This window comes from Bacillus cereus group sp. RP32, from assembly GCF_040459735.1.
In the GTDB taxonomy this organism is placed as follows: domain Bacteria; phylum Bacillota; class Bacilli; order Bacillales; family Bacillaceae_G; genus Bacillus_A; species Bacillus_A wiedmannii.
Window position 1 is genome coordinate 4,195,156 of the sequence record NZ_JARVHO010000001.1, and the last position, 18,967, is coordinate 4,214,122.

An 18,967-nucleotide genomic window follows, 5' to 3' on the forward strand; every position below is an offset into this window, starting at 1 on the left:
AAAAATATATATGTTCTAATAATTCATATTATACACACAAATATATTTTTTGTATATTTATATTTCTATTTTATTAAAATTTTCTGTTAAAAAATAAACCTTTGTAAACGTTTCATATTGCTATTTTTCCTTACTAAAGCGTTGAAAATAGTTATTTTTTATATTTTTCTAAATTATCAGAGAAAAACAAAATTTATATCTCATAATACTTTTCGCATAATTACCCTTCTCTTTTTATCATAAAATAGCGCTCCCTTCATAATAAAGATATGTAGGTTAAAATGAGTGCAAAGGATAAGAAAGTATGTTACGATACACTTTGCTAAAAATAGATATCGGTAAAGAGGGGACGGACATGACAGCAATTCAGGCAAAAAACGGGCCTACTGAGAAACTAAGTTTATTCTTATTAACATGGCCTATTTTTCTAGAAGTTTTTCTATTTATGTTAATGGGGATCGCTGATACTTTCATGTTAAGTGCATTATCAGACGATGCTGTATCTGGGGTTGGTGCAGCGAATCAATATCTCCATATCGCTATTTTGGTACTAGAAGTCATCGGGAACGGCGCAGCTATCGTCGTATCTCAATACCTCGGTTCCAAACGTTTTATGGAAGCATCTAAAATATCAGCTTTAGCCGTCACATTAAATTTAGTGGTCGGACTCGTTATAAGCGCTGGTTTTCTTTTATTTTCAAAACATATGATGATGGCAATGAACTTACAAGGCGATGTACTCATGTATGCACAAAGCTATTTATCTATCGTCGGAGGAGCTATTTTCCTTCAAGCTATTATTAATTCATTAGCCGCAATTATCCGCGTACATGGCTTCACAAAGCAAGCGATGTTTATTTCACTTGGAATGAATATAATTCATATCGCTGGAAACTACGTACTCATTTTCGGGAAATTCGGTTTCCCAGAACTCGGTGTACAAGGGGCTGCCATTTCTTCTGCTGTCAGCCGACTTATCGCACTTATCGTTTTCTTCTGGTTACTGTACCGCGTTATGGAATACCGTGTGAAATTACAATATTACTTCACCTTATCAAAGGAATACATCGGAAAAATTTTAAAAATCGGGATTCCATCTGCATTTGAGCAGGTTATGTATCAAGCTTGCCAAATTGTCTTCTTATACTATGCAACATACTTAGGAACAGAATCATTAGCGGCTAGACAATACGCTACTAACATCTCTATGTTTACTTATTTATTCGCTATTGCAATCGGTATGGGAACAGCAATTATTATCGGGCGCCTCGTTGGCGGTGGTGAAAAAGATGAAGCGTATGAACGTGTATGGAAAAGTGTAAAATGGGCAATTGGAGTCACTTTATGTATGGTTGCTCTCGTTATTACATTCCGCACACAATTAATGGGACTATTTACAGATAATCCGCACATTATTACATTAGGTGCGTCAGTTCTTTTACTAAGTGTACTACTTGAAACGGGACGTACGATGAACATCGTTATCATCAATTCACTTCGTGCAGCTGGTGATGCAAAGTACCCAGTTTTAATCGGTGCATTCTCTATGGTGTTAATGAGTTTACCACTCGGTTACTTTTTCGCCTTCCATTTAGATATGGGGCTCATTGGTATTTGGCTAGCGATTGCTATTGACGAATGGACGCGTGCCATTATTATGTTCTTCCGCTGGAAAAGCAGAGCGTGGGAGCGTTATGCACTCGTTACACCTGAAGAAAAAGAAGAGACTGTTTCTGTTCAGGTGCAATAACACTCGTTTAATCAAGATGAATTCATTGGTAAATAACATTTATATTCACTTACCAACAAATGTTAACAATACAACTGTTTATATAGTAGAAAAAGAGCCATCCTTCTGTAACGGAAGAATGGCTCTTTTGATTATTGATAAATCTCTTTATATTTCTTATATTCCGCTTCAGAACATAACACGAAATGTCCTGGGCGAATTTCACGCATTGTCGGTGCTTCACTACCATAATCATGCTGTGACGGATCGTATACAATACGTTTACGATTACGCTCATAATCTGGATCTGGAAGCGGAATTGCTGATAATAGTGATTTCGTATATGGATGAATTGGATTCGCATATAACTCTTCACTTGTTGTTAGCTCAACGATTTGACCACGGTACATTACGCCGATGCGATCACTAATGTATTTTACCATTGATAAATCATGGGCAATGAATAAGTATGTTAAACCTTTTTCCTTTTGTAACTTTTTCAGTAAGTTTACAACTTGCGCCTGGATTGATACGTCAAGTGCTGAGATTGGCTCATCGGCAATGATAAATTCAGGCTCTACAGCAAGTGCGCGAGCGATACCGATACGTTGACGTTGTCCACCTGAGAATTCATGCGGGAAACGGTTTGCGTGCTCTTTATTTAAACCAACTGTGATTAATAATTCATGAACACGGTCCATACGCTCTTTTTTGCCTTTTGCTAGTCCGTGAATATCAATACCTTCTGCAATAATATCCCCTACTGTCATACGAGGGTTTAATGATGCATATGGATCTTGGAAAATCATTTGCATTTTACGGTTGAATTTCTTCAGCTCTGCACGTGATTTTTTACCATGTACATTTTCACCATCGAACAACACTTCACCAGCAGTTGCATCATATAAACGAATAATCGTTCTTCCAGTTGTCGATTTACCACAACCTGATTCTCCTACAAGACCAAATGTTTCTCCGCGGTAAATATCAAATGAAATATCATTAACCGCTTTGACAACACCACCACTCACGTCGAAGTGCTGTTTTACATTTTTTACTTCAATTAATTTCTCACGTTGTTTAGTCATGTTGTTCACCTGCTTTCATTTGAAGAATGCGTTTTTCAACGACTGCCGGTGGTTTTACTTCTGGAGCTTGCTCGTGAAGTAACCAAGTTGCCGCATAGTGTGTATCACTTACTTTAAATAAAGGTGGGTCCATTTCAAAATCAATTTTCAATGCCTGTGGATTACGTGGTGCAAAAGCATCTCCCTTTGGCGGCTTTAATAAATCTGGAGGCGTTCCAGGGATTGCGTATAACTCTTCTTCTGAACCATCTAAACTTGGCATAGATGCGATTAAGCCCCAAGTGTATGGATGTTTTGGATTGTAGAAAATTTCATCAACCGTTCCAATTTCAACAACTTTACCTGCGTACATAACTGCTACGCGGTCCGCAACGTTTGCCACTACACCTAAGTCATGTGTAATGAAAATGATTGCCGCTTCTGTTTTTTGCTGAATGTCCTTCATAAGCTCTAAAATTTGCGCCTGAATTGTAACGTCTAGCGCTGTTGTCGGCTCATCGGCAATTAATAATTTCGGGTTACAAGCTAACGCCATCGCAATAACTACACGCTGTCTCATACCACCTGAGAATTGGTGAGGATATTGTTTTAAACGCGCTTCTGGATTCGGAATACCTACAAGGTCGATTAATTCTAACGCAACTTTACGTGCGTCTGCTTTACTCATCCCTTGGTGTTTAATAAGACCTTCCATAATTTGATTCCCAATTGTCATCGTTGGATTTAATGATGTCATTGGATCTTGGAAAATCATCGCGATATCTTTCCCGCGCACTTGCTGCATTTCTTTTTCTGTCAGTTTCGTTAAGTCACGACCTTCAAATACGATTTCACCGTTTTTAATACGCCCTGGAGGATTCGGAATTAATCCCATTAACGCTTTAGAAGTAACTGATTTACCAGAACCAGATTCTCCTACAATCGCTAATGTTTCTCCTTTTTTTAAATCAAAAGTAACACCGCGTACAGCTTGTACTTCACCTGCATGTGTATCAAAGGAGACTTGCAAATCTTTTACCTCTAGCAATGTTTTCATTTTTACTTCTCCCCTCTTTTACTTACGCATTTTTGGATCTAACGCGTCGCGTAATCCGTCTGCCATTAAGTTGAATGCTAAGATTAACATACTGATGACAACCGCTGGGATGAACATCATATGTGGATACGTTTGAATTGATTTATAACCGTCATTTACAAGAGAACCAAGTGATGCGAATGGTGGCTGAATACCTAAACCGATGAAGCTTAAGAACGCCTCACCAAACACTGCTGTTGGAATTGTAAACATTGTCATTACGATAATTGGTCCCATTACGTTCGGGATTAAGTGTTTTACAATTAATTGTGTATTTGTTGCACCTAATGTACGCGATGCTAATACATATTCTTGATTTTTTAATTTCAGGATTTGTCCACGAACGATACGTGACATCCCTATCCAACCTGTAATCGCCATTGCTAGTGTAATTGACCATATACCAGATCCCATAATGATTACCATTAAAATAACGATGATTAAGTATGGAATACCGTTAATAATCTCCATAACACGTTGCATAATATTATCTACTCTACCGCCATAGAACGCCGAAATACCTCCATAAGCAACCCCAATTACTAAGTCAATCGCCGCTGCTAAAAGAGCGATATATAATGATACACGCGTACCTTCCCATGTTCTTGTCCATAAATCGCGGCCAAGATCATCTGTACCAAACCAGAAATACTCCTTAATATCACGTTTTTCATATTGGTCAACACCATATTGATCCGTACCGTCAAATGGTAGCCAATGAACATTTTCAATAACAGGAATTTTCGGTGGTAATTTCGCACGACCTAAGTCTTGCTCTTTATAAGAATGCTTACTTACCATCGGTCCTAAGATTGCTAGTACTATAATAAACGCTAATAAAACGAAACCGAACATTGCTCCTTTATGTTGGAACAAACGTCTTCTTACATCTTGCCAAAACGTTAAGCTTGGACGGGCAATGACTTCATTATCAACATTATTTTGATTGGCTTGTTGAAATAAATCTGGAGATAATTTTTGTACATCTTTCATCATTTTTTCCCTCCCGCTAAACGAATACGAGGATCAATAATTCCGTATAAAATATCGACAATGAAAATAACTAAGATGAAAATCGCACTATAGAAAATTGTAGTTCCCATAATAACCGTATAGTCATTCACTGTAATAGATTTAACGAACTGTTCCCCTAGTCCTGGTACAGCATAAATTTGCTCAATAACTAATGTCCCTGTAATTAAACCTGCAACCATTGGTCCTAAAATTGTTACTACTGGAATTAACGCGTTACGAAGTGCGTGTTTAATAATGATAACGCCTTGGCTAATTCCTTTCGCTTTCGCTGTTAAAATGTAATCAGCTTGCATAACTTCAATTAACTCTGCACGAGCAAAACGTGCGATTGTTGCGATAACTGCCATCGATAAAGCGATTGTAGGCATTACGGTAAACTCTGGTCCTTTCCAGAATGCTACTGGGAACCACCCAAGTTTTACCCCTACGAAATATTGTAGTAATGCGGCGAATACGAACGATGGTACCGACATCCCGAGTACGGAAATAATTGTCGCCCCATAATCGACCCACGTATTGTTACGAAGTGCCGCAACGATTCCTAAAATTAAACCGATAAATGTTCCTAATATAATCGCTTGTAAACCAAGTTGTGCTGATGGTCCAATGCGATCCACAATCATATCTGTTACTGGACGGTTATCATATTGGAATGATACCCCTAAATCACCTTTTGCTAAGTTACCTAAGTAACGTGCATATTGAACTGGTACTGGATCATTTAAGCCATATTTTTCAAGAATGATTTCTTTTTGTGCCGGTGATAGTTTCTCCTGGTTTTTAAGCGGAGAACCCGGAAGTAATTTCATCAAAAAGAAAGTCAGTGTAGTAATTAAAAATAATGTCAAAGCCATGTACACGAAACGTTTTAATACATAACGTCCCATAGTCAAGCACCTCCCCGTTTTTCTCAAAAGCAATAAGATAGTTTAAAATATTCTTACTTTTATTTTTTTAAAATAAGAGCACATGCCCATCATAGGCATATACCCTTATTCATGATGGAAACCATTTTTAGTTTTTGAGTTCAACCCACTTATAGCTAAATTCCCCGCCATATTTATGTTCTAATAGGCCAGTAATTGAACCTCGTTGTAAATAAGCTTTTCCTGGTTGATATACTGGAGCAATCGCTGCATCTTCAAGCAGTTGTTTTTCTGCTTGTAATAATGCATCCCAGCGAGCTTGTACATCAACTTCTGTTTTCGCTTTTTTAATTAAATCATCATACGCTGCATTTGCGTAATTTACTTTGTTTTGCGCATTACCTGTCGTATACATTTCAAGGAATGACATTGGATCCATATAATCTGGACTCCATCCCGCGTATGACATTGCGTAATCTCCACTTGCTTCAAGTTTTAATTTTTGTGCAAATGGCTGCATTTTTGTTGAAACTGTTAAACCTGGTAAGTTCTTTTCAAATTGGCCTTTTAAATACTCTCCGATTTTTTTAGCATCATCAGTATCAAAGTTTAATAGCTCTAACTCTACTTTGTCTACACCAAGTTCTTTTTTACCAGTTTCCCAGTATTTTTGAGCTTCTTTAATATCCTCTTTTATAAGCTTTCCGTTTTCTTCACGGAAGTCTTTTCCATTCGGACCTTTTGCTAAGCCTTTCGGAACAAAACCATATATCCCCTCTGAACCATCGTTTAAGATAACTTTCCCGATATTTTCACGCTCAAAGGACATTGCAATTGCTTTTCGGATATTTTTATTTGCTAAAAATTTATTCTTTTCATTTAAGCGAATAAATTGTGTAGATGGTCTCTTAATCGTTTTAAAGTCAGCATCTGATTTGTATTTGTCTACAAACTCTGATGTTAAGACTACACGATCAATTGCTTTCGTTTCATATAAATTTATAGCAGTTGAACGATCCTTAACAATATTGAAGTTTATTTCCTCAAGTTTTACTTCTTTATTTTCCCAATACGTTTGATTTTTCTTAAGTTGGAAACTTTGTTCATGCTTCCATTCATTTAATACGAATGGACCATTATAAAGTGTCGTATTGGATTCTAATCCAAATTTTGCTCCTTGTTCTGTTACAAACTTCTCATTCAAAGGATACAATGTTGGATAGACTGTTAAACTTACAAAATAAGGAACAGGGTTATCTAATTCCACTTCAAGTGTATGATCATCAATTGCCTTTACACCAAGTTCTTCAACTGGTAATTCTTTTTTGTTAACTTTCTCCGCATTTTTAACATCAAATAGTATGTAAGCAAACTTGGCACCCGTGTTTGAATCTACAGCTCTTCGCCAAGAATAAACGAAGTCTTTCGCTGTTACAGGTTCACCATTAGACCATTTCGCATCTTCACGTAACTTAAATACATACTTTTTGCCATCTTCTGATTTCTCATAAGATTTAGCGACACCTGGAACAAGCTTATCGTCTTTCCCCAGACGATATAATCCTTCCATTGTGTTATTCATGATGTTAGAAGATGCTGCATCTGTTGATAACGTCGTATCCATAGTTGGGATTTCAGCTGTCTCGGTTAGATTTAACACTTGCTTGTTTGAGGATTTTTCTTTTGCGCCTGCTTTATTATCCTCTTTTTGGTAACTACAAGCTCCTAACATACTGACAGTCAACGTCGATGCAAGTAATAACGGTATCTTTTTCTTCATGTTGTGTTGCCTCCCCTAATTGCACTTCCTGTACCCTCACTTGTAAAAATGTAGAATTGAAAGAATAATCTCCAAGTTTCTACAATTTTCATTATACATATAATATAACAATTGTGAATATAGTTTTTTGTTTTTTTGTTAAAATTTTTAATAAAATGTTTATTTTTTTATTTTTTTGTAAAGGGATACGTTAACATTGCTACCATCATCTTAAAATCAGACCTTTAATTGCGTATAATTTTCAAAAAATTAATTCTAGTACATATTATAGCTTTTATAGTATAATAATTCTAGTAATATTTTGACGGAGGGGAACATTTTGAATAAAGTTTTTTTTCATACTTGTATACTAATTTTCATAGCGATAATCGCTTCTAGTATTGGCGCATTCCTCGTTTCATCGCAATTTTTGTTGAATTTTGTCAATATATCGTTTTATGTCGCACTATTTTTTATTCTTATAGGCGGTTTTTTATTCATATTTCAAAATGGATTTTTTAACGTAACAATTTACGCCTTCCAAAGAGTATTTGGTACGAACAAAAAAATTGAGTCTTTAATTGAAGAAGTAGAGGAACCTGTCGATAAGAAAGAACGTATTTATAAAACATATTCATTCAAATGGACGTATCCAATTTGCATTACCGGTATCGTTCTTGGGTTGTTCTCGACCCTCATTAGTTTTACTATTTTGATGTAGTTTGCAAACACTATCCCATATGATATAATAATCAGCAAAACATTTTGTTATAAAACTTTAGTTCTTTCATATTAAAAGAGCTTAGGTAACAATAAATAAATTTATATGTATGCGATGATAAAGAAGAGTACATATTGAGGCAATTTCAGAGAGCTTGTGGCTGGTGTGAACAAGTAATTGCGTAGTATGGAATGGGCTTTTGAGCACCAAACCGAACCGAAAGTAGTAGGCTTTGGCGTTATATCCAAACGTTATTATGGATTAGAGAGATTTCACAGTAGTGAAATAATTAGGGTGGTACCGCGGTCCATTCGTCCCTATAGTTTTTGGGATGAATGGGCTTTTTTGTTTGCCTTCTCTTCCCCATCACGCATTCAAATTTAGGAGGAATTACTTATGTCAGTTATCTTTTCTGGTATTCAGCCGAGTGGAACGATTACACTTGGAAACTATTTAGGAGCTATGAAGCAATTTACAGAGCTTCAAAATGAACACGACTGTTATTTCTGTATTGTAAACCAACATGCGATTACAGTACCTCAAGATCCCGTACAACTTCGTAAAAACATTCGCAGTCTTGCTGCACTTTATGTAGCATGCGGCATCGATCCTGAAAAAGCTACTTTATTTGTACAATCAGAAGTACCAGCACACGCTCAACTAGGATGGATTATGCAATCAGTTGCTTACGTTGGAGAATTAGAGCGTATGACGCAATATAAAGATAAATCTTCTGGTAGAGATTCAGTTCCAGCTGGATTACTAACGTATCCACCATTAATGGCGGCTGATATTTTACTTTACAACACTGAAATCGTACCTGTTGGTGATGATCAAAAACAACATATGGAATTAACACGCGACCTAGCAGAGCGTTTCAACAAACGCTTCCGTGAAGTGTTCACTGTTCCTGAAATTCGTATTCCAAAAGTAGGAGCTCGCGTTATGTCATTAACAGAACCTACGAAAAAAATGAGTAAATCTGATCCGAATCCAAAAGCAATGATCAGTATGCTTGATGAACCAAAAACAATTGAAAAGAAAATTAAAAGTGCTGTAACTGATTCTGAAGGTATCGTGAAATTTGATAAAGAAAACAAACCTGGAATCTCTAACTTATTAACAATCTACTCTTCATTCTCTGGAAAAACAGTTGAAGAAATAGAAGCAATGTACGAAGGAAACGGATACGGAGACTTCAAAGGCGACCTAGCAGCAGTAGTCGTAGAAGCAATTCGTCCAATCCAAGACAAATATAACGAACTAATCAACTCAACAGAACTAGACGAAATTCTAGACAAAGGTGCAGAAAAAGCAAACCGCGTTGCATTCAAACAACTACGCAAAGTAGAAAACGCAATGGGACTAAGTAGAAAACGTAGGTAATGTATAAAGCGGAGGCAGCTCGTTCAGCTCTGACTGGCTAAGGTTCTTTCGCATAGAAGACGCTTTTTGTCTTCTTATGCGGAAGGTTCTTAGACACGAAGAGCTTGCTGCCGGAGCTAAGTTACAACAAATTAAAAAAACCGCCAATTGACGGTTTTTTTAATTTACCTTTTGCTCGTTTTCCATTTCCCATAACTTTTCAAAAAATGGCTGTCCTTTTACGAGACGCTCGCATAATTGTTCGTGCTTCTCAGACCAGCCTGTTTTCGCTTCATCATACAGTTTAACCCAAATATCTTCAAATTCCATATGTTGAACCATTCCGTATGCTGATGGATCCCACTCTGTGAACCAATAGCGAATTTCTGCTGTGTTTTTCGTTGTATGTAATTGATCTAACGCCATAAATAATAATTGTTTAAGCTGTCTTTCTTTACGAGTTAAGCCATTCATAATGAAAGGTGATGGTGATAAAATATGATGTTCTTTTTCCATTTCTTCTACTTGGAACTCATACTTTTCTGCTTGTACGTTTTCTACCATCTCATATACCATCTGCTCTTGGCGCGGTATAAGTCTGCTTTTTCGAATTGGTACATTGTAACCAATTGTGTCAATCGCAATAATTCCTTTTCCATCTGTAACAACAAAGCAATACTCTTGCTGCAAACGTTCATGATTTTTACGAATATATGCCTTATGATGTACGTCTTCCAACAATTTTTGCGGAAGCTCTAACAATTCGTCCTCGATGTAATGATATAATGTGGCATCTACTTTTAATAATGGCACTTGATCTAATAGCTCAATCGTATCATCTTTCCGCCATTCGTAAAAATGACAAACGTTATACCCATTCTCTTCACCTTCAAACCAATTTACCCATACATCATGTAGATATAACATTCACTACCCCTCACTTCACTACTGTTTGTATCAATCATTATGTTCAATTTTTCTTAACTTTATTCCACCTAAGGAAATATATTCTAATTATTATTTTTTCTTCTATTAATACTAAAAAAAACAGGAAATAGAGCTCCTGTTTTTTATATATGAAATGTATTTGCTTTATTCAATATTTCTTTTGCATCTATAGATAATAAAGAAAGTGTATCTTCTCCTTCCAATGTTACACAATCTTTGACAATATGAAATCCAAGCGCATAGCCCAGCATCTTTGGATAAGAGTGAAATCCATTTAATAAGATGTCGTGCTCCCTTGTTCCTCGTTTTATACTTATTCTTTCATGTACAACATTTTTCCAATAATAAATAGCCTCTTCTTTTGAAAGATACATCGTCCACGGTGCATTGTTTTTTTCTGAATATCTTTCCGTTACCGCTTGCTCAGCTAGCCCTTCCATAATCATCGTATCAAGTAATGTATATTCTGTTTCTTTCGTCTCAATTTGATGTAACCTGCATATGTGATGATATTCATGCGCCAATAACACCTTTAATTCTTCCACCGAATTCCGTCCACATACGAATAAGAAAATAACGTGACGCATAGATAATCCCGCCCTACCGTTATACTCTTCTTGTACAGTTCGATTATAGGAATCTGATAATAAAATAAAGACAGGGACATCTGGACCTTTTAACCAGGTTTTCAGTTTCTCATACTCCGTACGTAACTCTTTCCAAACTTCCTTTTTCTCTAACTCTTTTACTTCTTGTTCTCCTCGTATAACTGGGCGGTACATACCTTTAGAAATTAAAAAGCGATACAACCTTTCTTTTGGCAGCGGGATATACTTCGTAAACTTTTCACACAGCTTTTCTGGCCGTCCATAATATAGATGTAACCACTCAGCAGTTTCAACAATCCCCATCTTTATCCCTCCTTTTTCTTATGTATATGCAAAAGGAGAAAAAGGCGTAAAAATAAATAAGGAGTTTTTTCGCAATATAGTGCGAAAAAACTCCTTATCTCATCTATTATTTATACGATTTAAATACTAATACTGCGTTATGACCACCGAATCCTAGTGAGTTACTTAATACTGCATTTACTTCTTGTTGTCTCGCTTTATTCGGTACGTAATCTAAGTCACATTCTGGATCTGGTGTTTCATAGTTAATTGTTGGAGGGATTACTCCGTCTGTAATTGATTTAATTGAGAAGATCGCTTCAACAGCACCAGCTGCTCCTAATAAGTGACCTGTCATTGATTTCGTTGAGCTAATTGCTACTTTGTACGCATGCTCACCGAACGTTTCTTTAATTGCCATCGTTTCATACTTTTCATTCGCATCCGTACTTGTACCGTGCGCATTAATGTAATCAATATCTTCTGGCTGTAGACCTGCATCTGCTAAAGCTTGACGCATTGCACGCACGCCGCCTTCACCGCCAGGAGCCGGCATTGTAATATGGAATGCATCACCAGTTGCACCGTAACCAGCGATTTCCGCATAAATGTGAGCACCACGAGCTAATGCGTGCTCTAATTCTTCGAGAATTAAAATACCTGAACCTTCACCCATTACGAAACCACTACGGTTTTTATCAAATGGACGGCAAGCTGTTGCTGGATCTTCATTAAATGTTAATGCTTTCGCTGAACTAAATCCTGCAAATGCCATACTTGTTAAAGGCGCTTCTGCTCCGCCTGTTATCATTGCATCAGCATCACCGCGTTGAATTGCTTTAAATGCATCACCAATTGAGTTTGCACCAGATGCACAAGCCGTTACAGAACAAGTGTTAATTCCTTTTGCTCCTGTTGCGATCGATACTTGACCTGCTGCCATATCTGGGATCATCATTGGTACGAAGAATGGGCTCACGCGGCGCGGACCTTTCTCAGTAAAAATCTTAAATTGTTCTTCGTATGTTTCCATACCGCCAATACCAGAACCAATCCATACACCAATTCGAGGTCCGTTTTCTTCTGTAATTTCAAGCTTTGCATCTGCAACTGCCATTTTCGCTGCTGCTACTGCATATTGTGTAAAGCGATCCATACGGCGCGCTTCTTTTTTATCAATATATTTCTCGACTTCAAAGTCGTTAATTTCTGCTGCTACTTTTGCTGGAAACAGTTCCGGATCAATTCTTGTAAGTCGTCCGATTCCAGATACACCCTTTTTAATGTTTTCCCACGCTGTTTCAACATCTGTTCCGATCGGTGTAACAGCTCCTAGTCCTGTAATTACGACCCTCTTTTTCTCCATACAAAATACACTCCTTTTTTTCTCTCAGTCCTTATTTACCCCAACGAAGAGCAACTGCTCCCCATGTTAATCCGCCGCCGAAACCAACAAGTATAATTAAATCACCATCTTGAATACGTCCATTTTGCAATTCCTCTACCATTGCAATTGGAATTGAAGAAGCTGATGTATTACCAAACTTTTCAATTGTCATACTCATTTTTTCTTGTGGTAAATTTAATCTCTCTCTTGCAGATTCCATAATACGAATATTCGCTTGATGTGGTACTAAAAAATCCACATCCTCTTTCGTAAGTCCCGCTTTTTCTAACACGCGAAGACAGGAATCACCAAGTTGGCGAACAGCAAATTTAAAGACTTCTCTGCCGTTCATCATAACATACTCGTCTTGATAAAGATGCTTACCGCCGCTTCCGTCTGCTCCTAATTCGAAAGATAGAACGCCTCTTCCTTCTGAAACAGCCCCCATTACGATAGCACCGGCTCCGTCTCCAAATAGTACTGCTGTATTTCGATCATTCCAGTCTACAATTTTAGATAGTTTATCACTACCAACTACTAATACATTTTTATAAGTTCCCGTTTGAATAAATTGCTGCGCTGTAATCATTCCGTACATAAAACCAGCACACGCTGCACTTAAATCCATTGCGGCTGCGTGTTTTGCGCCAATGGCTTCTTGAATGACACAAGCTACTGCTGGGAATGCTCGATCTGGTGTTACTGTTGCCACTAAAATCAGGTCGATATCCTCTCCGCTAACCCCGGCATCTTCAAGTGCTTTTTTAGAAGCCTCTACCGCCATATATGAAGTATCTATTGTATCATCGGCAATGCGTCTTTCTGCAATTCCCGTTCTCGTACGAATCCATTCATCAGATGTATCTACGATTTTCTCTAAATCGTGATTTGTGACTACTTTTTCTGGCACATATCTTCCGATCCCTAAAATGCCCACGTTCACATCGCAGCCCTCCGTTTTATATCAATTATTATGACTTGGTACTAATTTTAAAACATAAATGTATTTTTGTCTAGAATATATTTCAGCTAAAACATAAATCCAGCATTATTCACTTTATTGTTTATTAAAAGAAACAGAAACATACCTTTCCTGTTTCTTTTGAAATATGAAAAGGCCCGAACCGCTTCTATCCACGGTTCGAGCCTCTCTTCCCTGCCAAAAAAGAAGGTTTTATTCTTTATCTGCTTTCCCAAGCTCATATGCTTCGTTCATAACTTTCATCAATAACTCTAATACTGGTTGTGCTTTCTCCATATCAAGCGCAATTCCATTCGAATCTAAGATGGCCTTTGCTTCTGGTAAATGCTTCATTGCGATTTGTAAAAATTGCATGCTTTTCTCATTCATATTATGTTCTTCCTCTCCATTAAAACTTTCACATACATAGTGTAACACGCTCGCTATCCTTCGTATAACTCTTTATATTTTTTCATATGTGCCAATTGTTTATTTAAACCGTATTCTAACGGGGTATTTCTTTTTATCGAAATAACCTCGACAGCATCATTTCGTTCTTCCTCATTCTTTTTATTCACTTTATCCGCTGCACGTAAAAGGTTCATACCTTTTTTCCATAATGACTTTTTACCACTAAGTAAATTGTATATGCCGAGATGCTCCGCGTTCATTCCATTTTCCCATAAGTATTCACATACATCTTCCACGTACAATAGATCACTTCCATTTTCCTCGCTCGCATAATGGCACTCTTTCTCATCCAGTTCTGATAAAATGAGCTGATGATACATCATAAAAGATGGTTGCCATGGCCCATATAATGTAGGAACTCGAAATACACTATATGGTGCCTCTCCTTTTTTCAATCCTTCTTCCACTTTCAAAAATAAACGTTTATTTTCAGATTCATCTGCGTTTCCTACTTCAATAGAAGAAATTAGATTTAACTTCACTTTCTGCTCTGCACACAGTCTTATAATCCGCTTTAAATACTGTAATATAACTCTTTCATTCCGAAAACCACTTTGTTGATTTGGCTCATACAAGCAAAAGTAAACCGTATCGAACTTCTCTCCTTCTACTGATCTCCATCCATCTTCATCTCTTATCGAATAATACGTAAATAACGCATTTCGTCCAATCAACAATAACTTCTCTTCATTAATTTTTTTCATATTCTCGAATTCATCAAAATCAAGACCGTACACTTCTACTTCTTCTGCAATCATTTTATTCACAAGGTGATAACCTACAAACGTAAGTGCACCTATAATTAGCACGCGCTCCATACCACCAACCCTTTCTCCTTGAAACAAATAGCTCCTCATTTATGTATATGGGAGCTTCACAATTCTTCTTCATATTTTTTAAAGAAATCAGTCGTTTGCCTAACCATTTTATATTTCACATCTTGCAGATGGAATAAGACAGAAGTATCGCATTGATTGAATTGCCTCATTTTCTCATATTTACGTAACAACTGTTTTCTTCCTCTTTTTTCTTGTGTTGATACGAAAACTTTCACAGGTACACAAGACGGAAGAAGCGTAAATGATTTCTTATTTATTTTGGATTCTAATTCTTCTTCTTTGGAATCATACGCCAAACTTAATTCCTTCACTAATCTTTTGTAAAAAAACTTATGCTCTTTTTCAAACTCCACATATTCTGGTAAATCTAAACACGGATTTAACATAATGACAGAGCGTATACATTCAGGGTATTTGTTCATCATTTCAAGTGCTACAAGTGCACCCATACCATCTGCCATAATGTGCATTTTCGCATTTAATGTCTCTTTTCTCAAAACAACGTCATATAAACGTTTTGCTAGACGAACAGATTGGTCGTTTCCCCAATGTCTTCCGTATAAATTAGAGGAAAAGACCGTGTAGCCTTCCTCAATAAGGCCATGTAAAAAATAAGATCTACCTGCATGCTGTGTCCATAAACTTGTACCATTCTCAATAAAGTAGTTATAATCACCGAGAAGCATAACAGAAAATCCATTTGGCTTCTCCGGTAAATAAATGACACATGGTTCTTTTTCTAAATAAAAAAAACGTTCCGTAATACTCATTTTTCCCCCGCCTTATTTTCTAAACGTATAAAAGTACTCTTCTATAATGTATGAACGGAATGCAAATTTGCGTTGAAAAATCTACAAATATTTTTCTATATTCTTTTTTCAATTGTGTTACAATAAGGACAGATTGAACGAATAGAGGTGTAAAATATGCGTTTCATTTGGGCATTAATTTGGTCGTTCGCGCTTGTACATATGATGAGCTACGTAATCGGCTCTATGACTGGCGGTACATACGATTTTAACCAAGCGTCTATTTTCTCAGTTGTTCTTGCGGTATTAGTACTAGCAATTTCAGCTACAATTCCAAACGAGCCAGTAGAACAACACTAAAAAAAGAGTCCGGATTTTATCCGAACTCTTTTTTATTTTACTTTACATGAACGACTAATTCGTTATTTTCTACATCAACAACTACGTGACTGTTATCAGTAATTGTTCCTGCAATTAATTCTCTCGCTAATTTCGTCTCAACTTGACGCTGTACATATCGTTTTAATGGACGAGCTCCGTACATCGGATCAAAGCCAGCTTCTACAACAAATTCTCTCGCTGCGTCTGTTAATTCTACTGTAATATGACGGTCAGCTAAACGACCTTGTAATTCTTTTACAATTTTATCAACAATACCTTTAATTTCATTCGTTGTAAGAGGTTTGAATAAAATAATTTCATCGACACGGTTTAAAAACTCTGGTCGGAAATGTCCTCTTAATTGCCCCATTACAAGTTCTCTTGATTCCTCTTTAATTGAGCCATCTGCTTCTAATCCATCTAACAAATGAGCAGATCCAATATTTGAAGTCATAATAATAACCGTGTTTTTAAAGTCTACTGTACGTCCTTGAGAATCTGTAATGCGTCCATCATCTAACATTTGTAATAAAATGTTGAATACTTCTGGATGTGCTTTTTCGATTTCGTCTAACAAAATAACTGAATACGGTTTACGTCTTACCGCTTCTGTTAATTGACCGCCCTCTTCATATCCAACATATCCAGGAGGCGCACCAATTAAGCGTGACACAGCATGTTTCTCCATATACTCAGACATGTCGATACGAATCATTTGCTCTTCACTATCGAATAAAGACTGTGCTAACGTTTTTGCAAGTTCTGTTTTACCAACACCTGTCGGTCCTAAAAAGATGAAGGAACCAATTGGACGGTTCGGGTCTTTAATACCAGCGCGTGCACGAAGAACTGCGTCTGATACTAAGCTTACCGCTTCCTCTTGTCCGATGACACGCTCTGATAAAATTTGCTCTAAGCGTAGTAATTTCTCGCGTTCACCTTCAACGAGTTTTGCGACAGGAATACCAGTCCAGCGTGAAACAATATCAGCAATCTCTTCTTCACTTACTTCCTCACGTAATAAGCGATTCTCTTGTTTATTATGTGCACCCATTTCTTCCGCTTCTTTTAACTCTTTTTCGATAGCTGGAATTTTCCCGTGACGAAGTTCAGCTGCTTTATTTAAATCGTAATTTCCTTCTGCTTCTTCTAACTCACGGCGCAAGCGCTCTAAATGTTCACGTAAGTCACGCACTTTATGAATGTCTTCTTTTTCTTTCTCCCATTTCGCTCTCATACCACTTGCAACTTCTTTTAAATCCGATAATTCACGTTGCAACGTTTTCAGGCGTTCTTGGCTACCAAAGTCCTTCTCTTTTCCAAGAGCCGCTTCTTCAATTTCCAGCTGCATAATACGACGCGTTACTTCATCTAATTCTGTTGGCATAGAATCAATCTCTGTTCGAATTGTTGCACACGCTTCGTCAACAAGATCGATCGCTTTATCTGGTAAGAAACGATCCGAAATATATCGATCTGATAAAACGGATGCTGCTACAATCGCGCGGTCATGAATATTTACACCATGATAAATTTCAAAGCGCTCTTTTAAACCACGTAAAATGGAAATTGTATCTTCAACAGTTGGTTCTTCTGCTAATACTTGTTGGAAGCGTCTTTCTAGCGCTGGATCTTTCTCAATATATTTACGATACTCATCTAACGTTGTCGCCCCGATACAATGCAGTTCACCACGCGCAAGCATCGGTTTTAACATATTTCCTGCGTCCATCGCACCTTCTGTTTTACCAGCGCCGACGATTGTGTGAAGTTCATCAATGAATAATAAAATGCGACCTTCACTCTTTTTAATTTCATTTAATACAGCTTGCAGACGCTCTTCAAACTCACCACGGAATTTCGCTCCAGCTACAAGCGCACTCATATCTAATGCGAAGATTGTTCTATCTTTTAATCCTTCTGGTACATCCTTCTTCACAATACGCTGTGCTAATCCTTCAACGATTGCTGTTTTACCAACACCGGGTTCACCAATTAAAACCGGGTTGTTTTTCGTTTTACGTGAAAGAATGCGGATTACACGTCGAATTTCACTATCGCGACCGATAACAGGATCAATTTTCCCTGCTCTCACTTCCGCCACTAAATCACGACCATATTTTTCTAACGCTTCATAAGTTGCTTCTGGATTTTGACTAGTCACTCTTTGATTCCCCCGAACTGTCATTAAAGACTGTAATAAGTTATCTTTTGTAATGTGAAATCTTGTAAGTAATTGATTTATATCGCCTTTTTCTTCTGAAAAAGCAAGCAATACATGTTCAACTGAAATGTAGTCATCTTGCAATTTCTCTGCTTCTTTTCCTGCTCTTACAAGTAGTTGTTGCAGAGCACCTGTTATATATAATTTTCCTACTTCTGCACCGCTTCCCGTTACAGAAGGTTTTTTCTTAATTAAACTTTCGGCGCCTTGCTTTAACGCTTCTATATCGACATTCATTTTTTGAAAAATACGCACTGCTAATCCATCTTGCTCTTCTAATAATGTAAACAAGAGATGAACAGTATCTACTTCTTGATGATGATGAGATACCGCTAAAGATTGGGCACTCATAATCGCCTCTTGTGTTTTTGTTGTCATTTGATTTAAGTCCATCTTTACAGTCCTCCAAATGTTTGACTTTCTTTGACCTTTGATTTGATTATACGCCAACTGACTTTTTTATACAATAATTTTGCTTA

At 37.1% G+C, this 18,967-nt stretch carries 17 protein-coding genes and 1 other annotated feature; of the genes, 4 read left to right on the forward strand and 13 right to left on the reverse strand.

Annotation, left to right across the window (positions count from 1 at the left end):
• Positions 1–304: 304 nt before the first annotated feature.
• The gene (locus QCI46_RS21660; protein ID WP_242250969.1) at positions 305–1,750 is read left to right on the forward strand and encodes an MATE family efflux transporter; all 1,446 of its coding nucleotides are present in this window, start codon (positions 305–307) and stop codon (positions 1,748–1,750) included.
• A gap of 131 nt (positions 1,751–1,881) precedes the next feature.
• Here the strand turns inward: QCI46_RS21660 and QCI46_RS21665 are convergent, their stop codons facing one another.
• The 5 genes from QCI46_RS21665 to QCI46_RS21685 all read right to left on the reverse strand — a co-directional run bounded on the left by QCI46_RS21665 (position 1,882) and on the right by QCI46_RS21685 (position 7,573).
• Entirely contained in the window at positions 1,882–2,817 is a 936-nt protein-coding gene (locus QCI46_RS21665; protein ID WP_131935379.1) for an ABC transporter ATP-binding protein, read from the reverse strand.
• A complete protein-coding gene (locus QCI46_RS21670) occupies positions 2,810–3,853 on the reverse strand; it encodes an ABC transporter ATP-binding protein (RefSeq protein ID WP_000854346.1) in 1,044 nt (347 codons plus the stop codon). Before QCI46_RS21670 ends, QCI46_RS21665 begins: the two co-directional genes overlap by 8 nt.
• Positions 3,854–3,871: 18 nt before the next feature.
• Entirely contained in the window at positions 3,872–4,888 is a 1,017-nt protein-coding gene (gene opp3C, locus QCI46_RS21675; RefSeq protein WP_327957970.1) for an oligopeptide ABC transporter permease, read from the reverse strand.
• Positions 4,885–5,814: an oligopeptide ABC transporter permease gene (opp3b, locus tag QCI46_RS21680; RefSeq protein WP_000534165.1), complete on the reverse strand. Its 930-nt coding sequence runs from the start codon at positions 5,812–5,814 to the stop codon at positions 4,885–4,887. Before opp3b ends, opp3C begins: the two co-directional genes overlap by 4 nt.
• Positions 5,815–5,941: 127 nt before the next feature.
• Positions 5,942–7,573, reverse strand: a complete 1,632-nt coding sequence (locus QCI46_RS21685; RefSeq protein WP_353841352.1) for a peptide ABC transporter substrate-binding protein — start codon at positions 7,571–7,573, stop codon at positions 5,942–5,944.
• A gap of 319 nt (positions 7,574–7,892) precedes the next feature.
• On the opposite strand from QCI46_RS21685, the gene QCI46_RS21690 reads away from it, so the two are divergent.
• Positions 7,893–8,273 (forward strand): DUF3899 domain-containing protein, encoded by a 381-nt coding sequence (locus tag QCI46_RS21690; protein WP_001044992.1) that lies wholly within the window; start codon positions 7,893–7,895, stop codon positions 8,271–8,273.
• A gap of 105 nt (positions 8,274–8,378) precedes the next feature.
• Positions 8,379–8,595, forward strand: a binding site (T-box leader).
• Positions 8,596–8,669: 74 nt separating this feature from the next.
• The gene (gene trpS, locus QCI46_RS21695) at positions 8,670–9,659 is read left to right on the forward strand and encodes a tryptophan--tRNA ligase (RefSeq protein ID WP_353841353.1); all 990 of its coding nucleotides are present in this window, start codon (positions 8,670–8,672) and stop codon (positions 9,657–9,659) included.
• A gap of 159 nt (positions 9,660–9,818) precedes the next feature.
• Here trpS and QCI46_RS21700 read toward each other — a convergent pair whose 3' ends face one another.
• The 7 genes from QCI46_RS21700 to QCI46_RS21730 form a co-directional block, all read right to left on the reverse strand.
• The gene (locus tag QCI46_RS21700; protein WP_353841354.1) at positions 9,819–10,565 is read right to left on the reverse strand and encodes a YjbA family protein; all 747 of its coding nucleotides are present in this window, start codon (positions 10,563–10,565) and stop codon (positions 9,819–9,821) included.
• A 143-nt stretch (positions 10,566–10,708) separates the two neighbouring features.
• Positions 10,709–11,497 (reverse strand): DUF2268 domain-containing putative Zn-dependent protease, encoded by a 789-nt coding sequence (locus QCI46_RS21705; RefSeq protein WP_149213205.1) that lies wholly within the window; start codon positions 11,495–11,497, stop codon positions 10,709–10,711.
• A gap of 106 nt (positions 11,498–11,603) precedes the next feature.
• The gene (gene fabF, locus QCI46_RS21710; protein WP_000412643.1) at positions 11,604–12,842 is read right to left on the reverse strand and encodes a beta-ketoacyl-ACP synthase II; all 1,239 of its coding nucleotides are present in this window, start codon (positions 12,840–12,842) and stop codon (positions 11,604–11,606) included.
• Between the two features lie 31 nt (positions 12,843–12,873).
• Complete coding sequence (gene fabH / locus QCI46_RS21715; protein ID WP_353841355.1) at positions 12,874–13,806, reverse strand: beta-ketoacyl-ACP synthase III; 933 nt, start codon at positions 13,804–13,806, stop codon at positions 12,874–12,876.
• 231 nt (positions 13,807–14,037) lie between these two features.
• Positions 14,038–14,214, reverse strand: a complete 177-nt coding sequence (locus QCI46_RS21720) for a ComZ family protein (protein WP_001003337.1) — start codon at positions 14,212–14,214, stop codon at positions 14,038–14,040.
• Between the two features lie 53 nt (positions 14,215–14,267).
• Entirely contained in the window at positions 14,268–15,140 is an 873-nt protein-coding gene (locus tag QCI46_RS21725) for an NAD-dependent epimerase/dehydratase family protein (protein WP_353841356.1), read from the reverse strand.
• Between the two features lie 29 nt (positions 15,141–15,169).
• Positions 15,170–15,904 carry a lipase family protein gene (locus QCI46_RS21730; RefSeq protein ID WP_048545174.1) on the reverse strand — a complete coding sequence of 245 codons (735 nt, stop codon included), beginning with the start codon at positions 15,902–15,904 and terminating at the stop codon, positions 15,170–15,172.
• A gap of 156 nt (positions 15,905–16,060) precedes the next feature.
• On the opposite strand from QCI46_RS21730, the gene QCI46_RS21735 reads away from it, so the two are divergent.
• Complete coding sequence (locus tag QCI46_RS21735; RefSeq protein WP_001211113.1) at positions 16,061–16,243, forward strand: YjzD family protein; 183 nt, start codon at positions 16,061–16,063, stop codon at positions 16,241–16,243.
• Positions 16,244–16,280: 37 nt separating this feature from the next.
• Here the strand turns inward: QCI46_RS21735 and clpB are convergent, their stop codons facing one another.
• A complete protein-coding gene (gene clpB / locus QCI46_RS21740) occupies positions 16,281–18,881 on the reverse strand; it encodes an ATP-dependent chaperone ClpB (RefSeq protein ID WP_048545176.1) in 2,601 nt (866 codons plus the stop codon).
• Between the last annotated feature and the right edge of the window lie 86 nt (positions 18,882–18,967).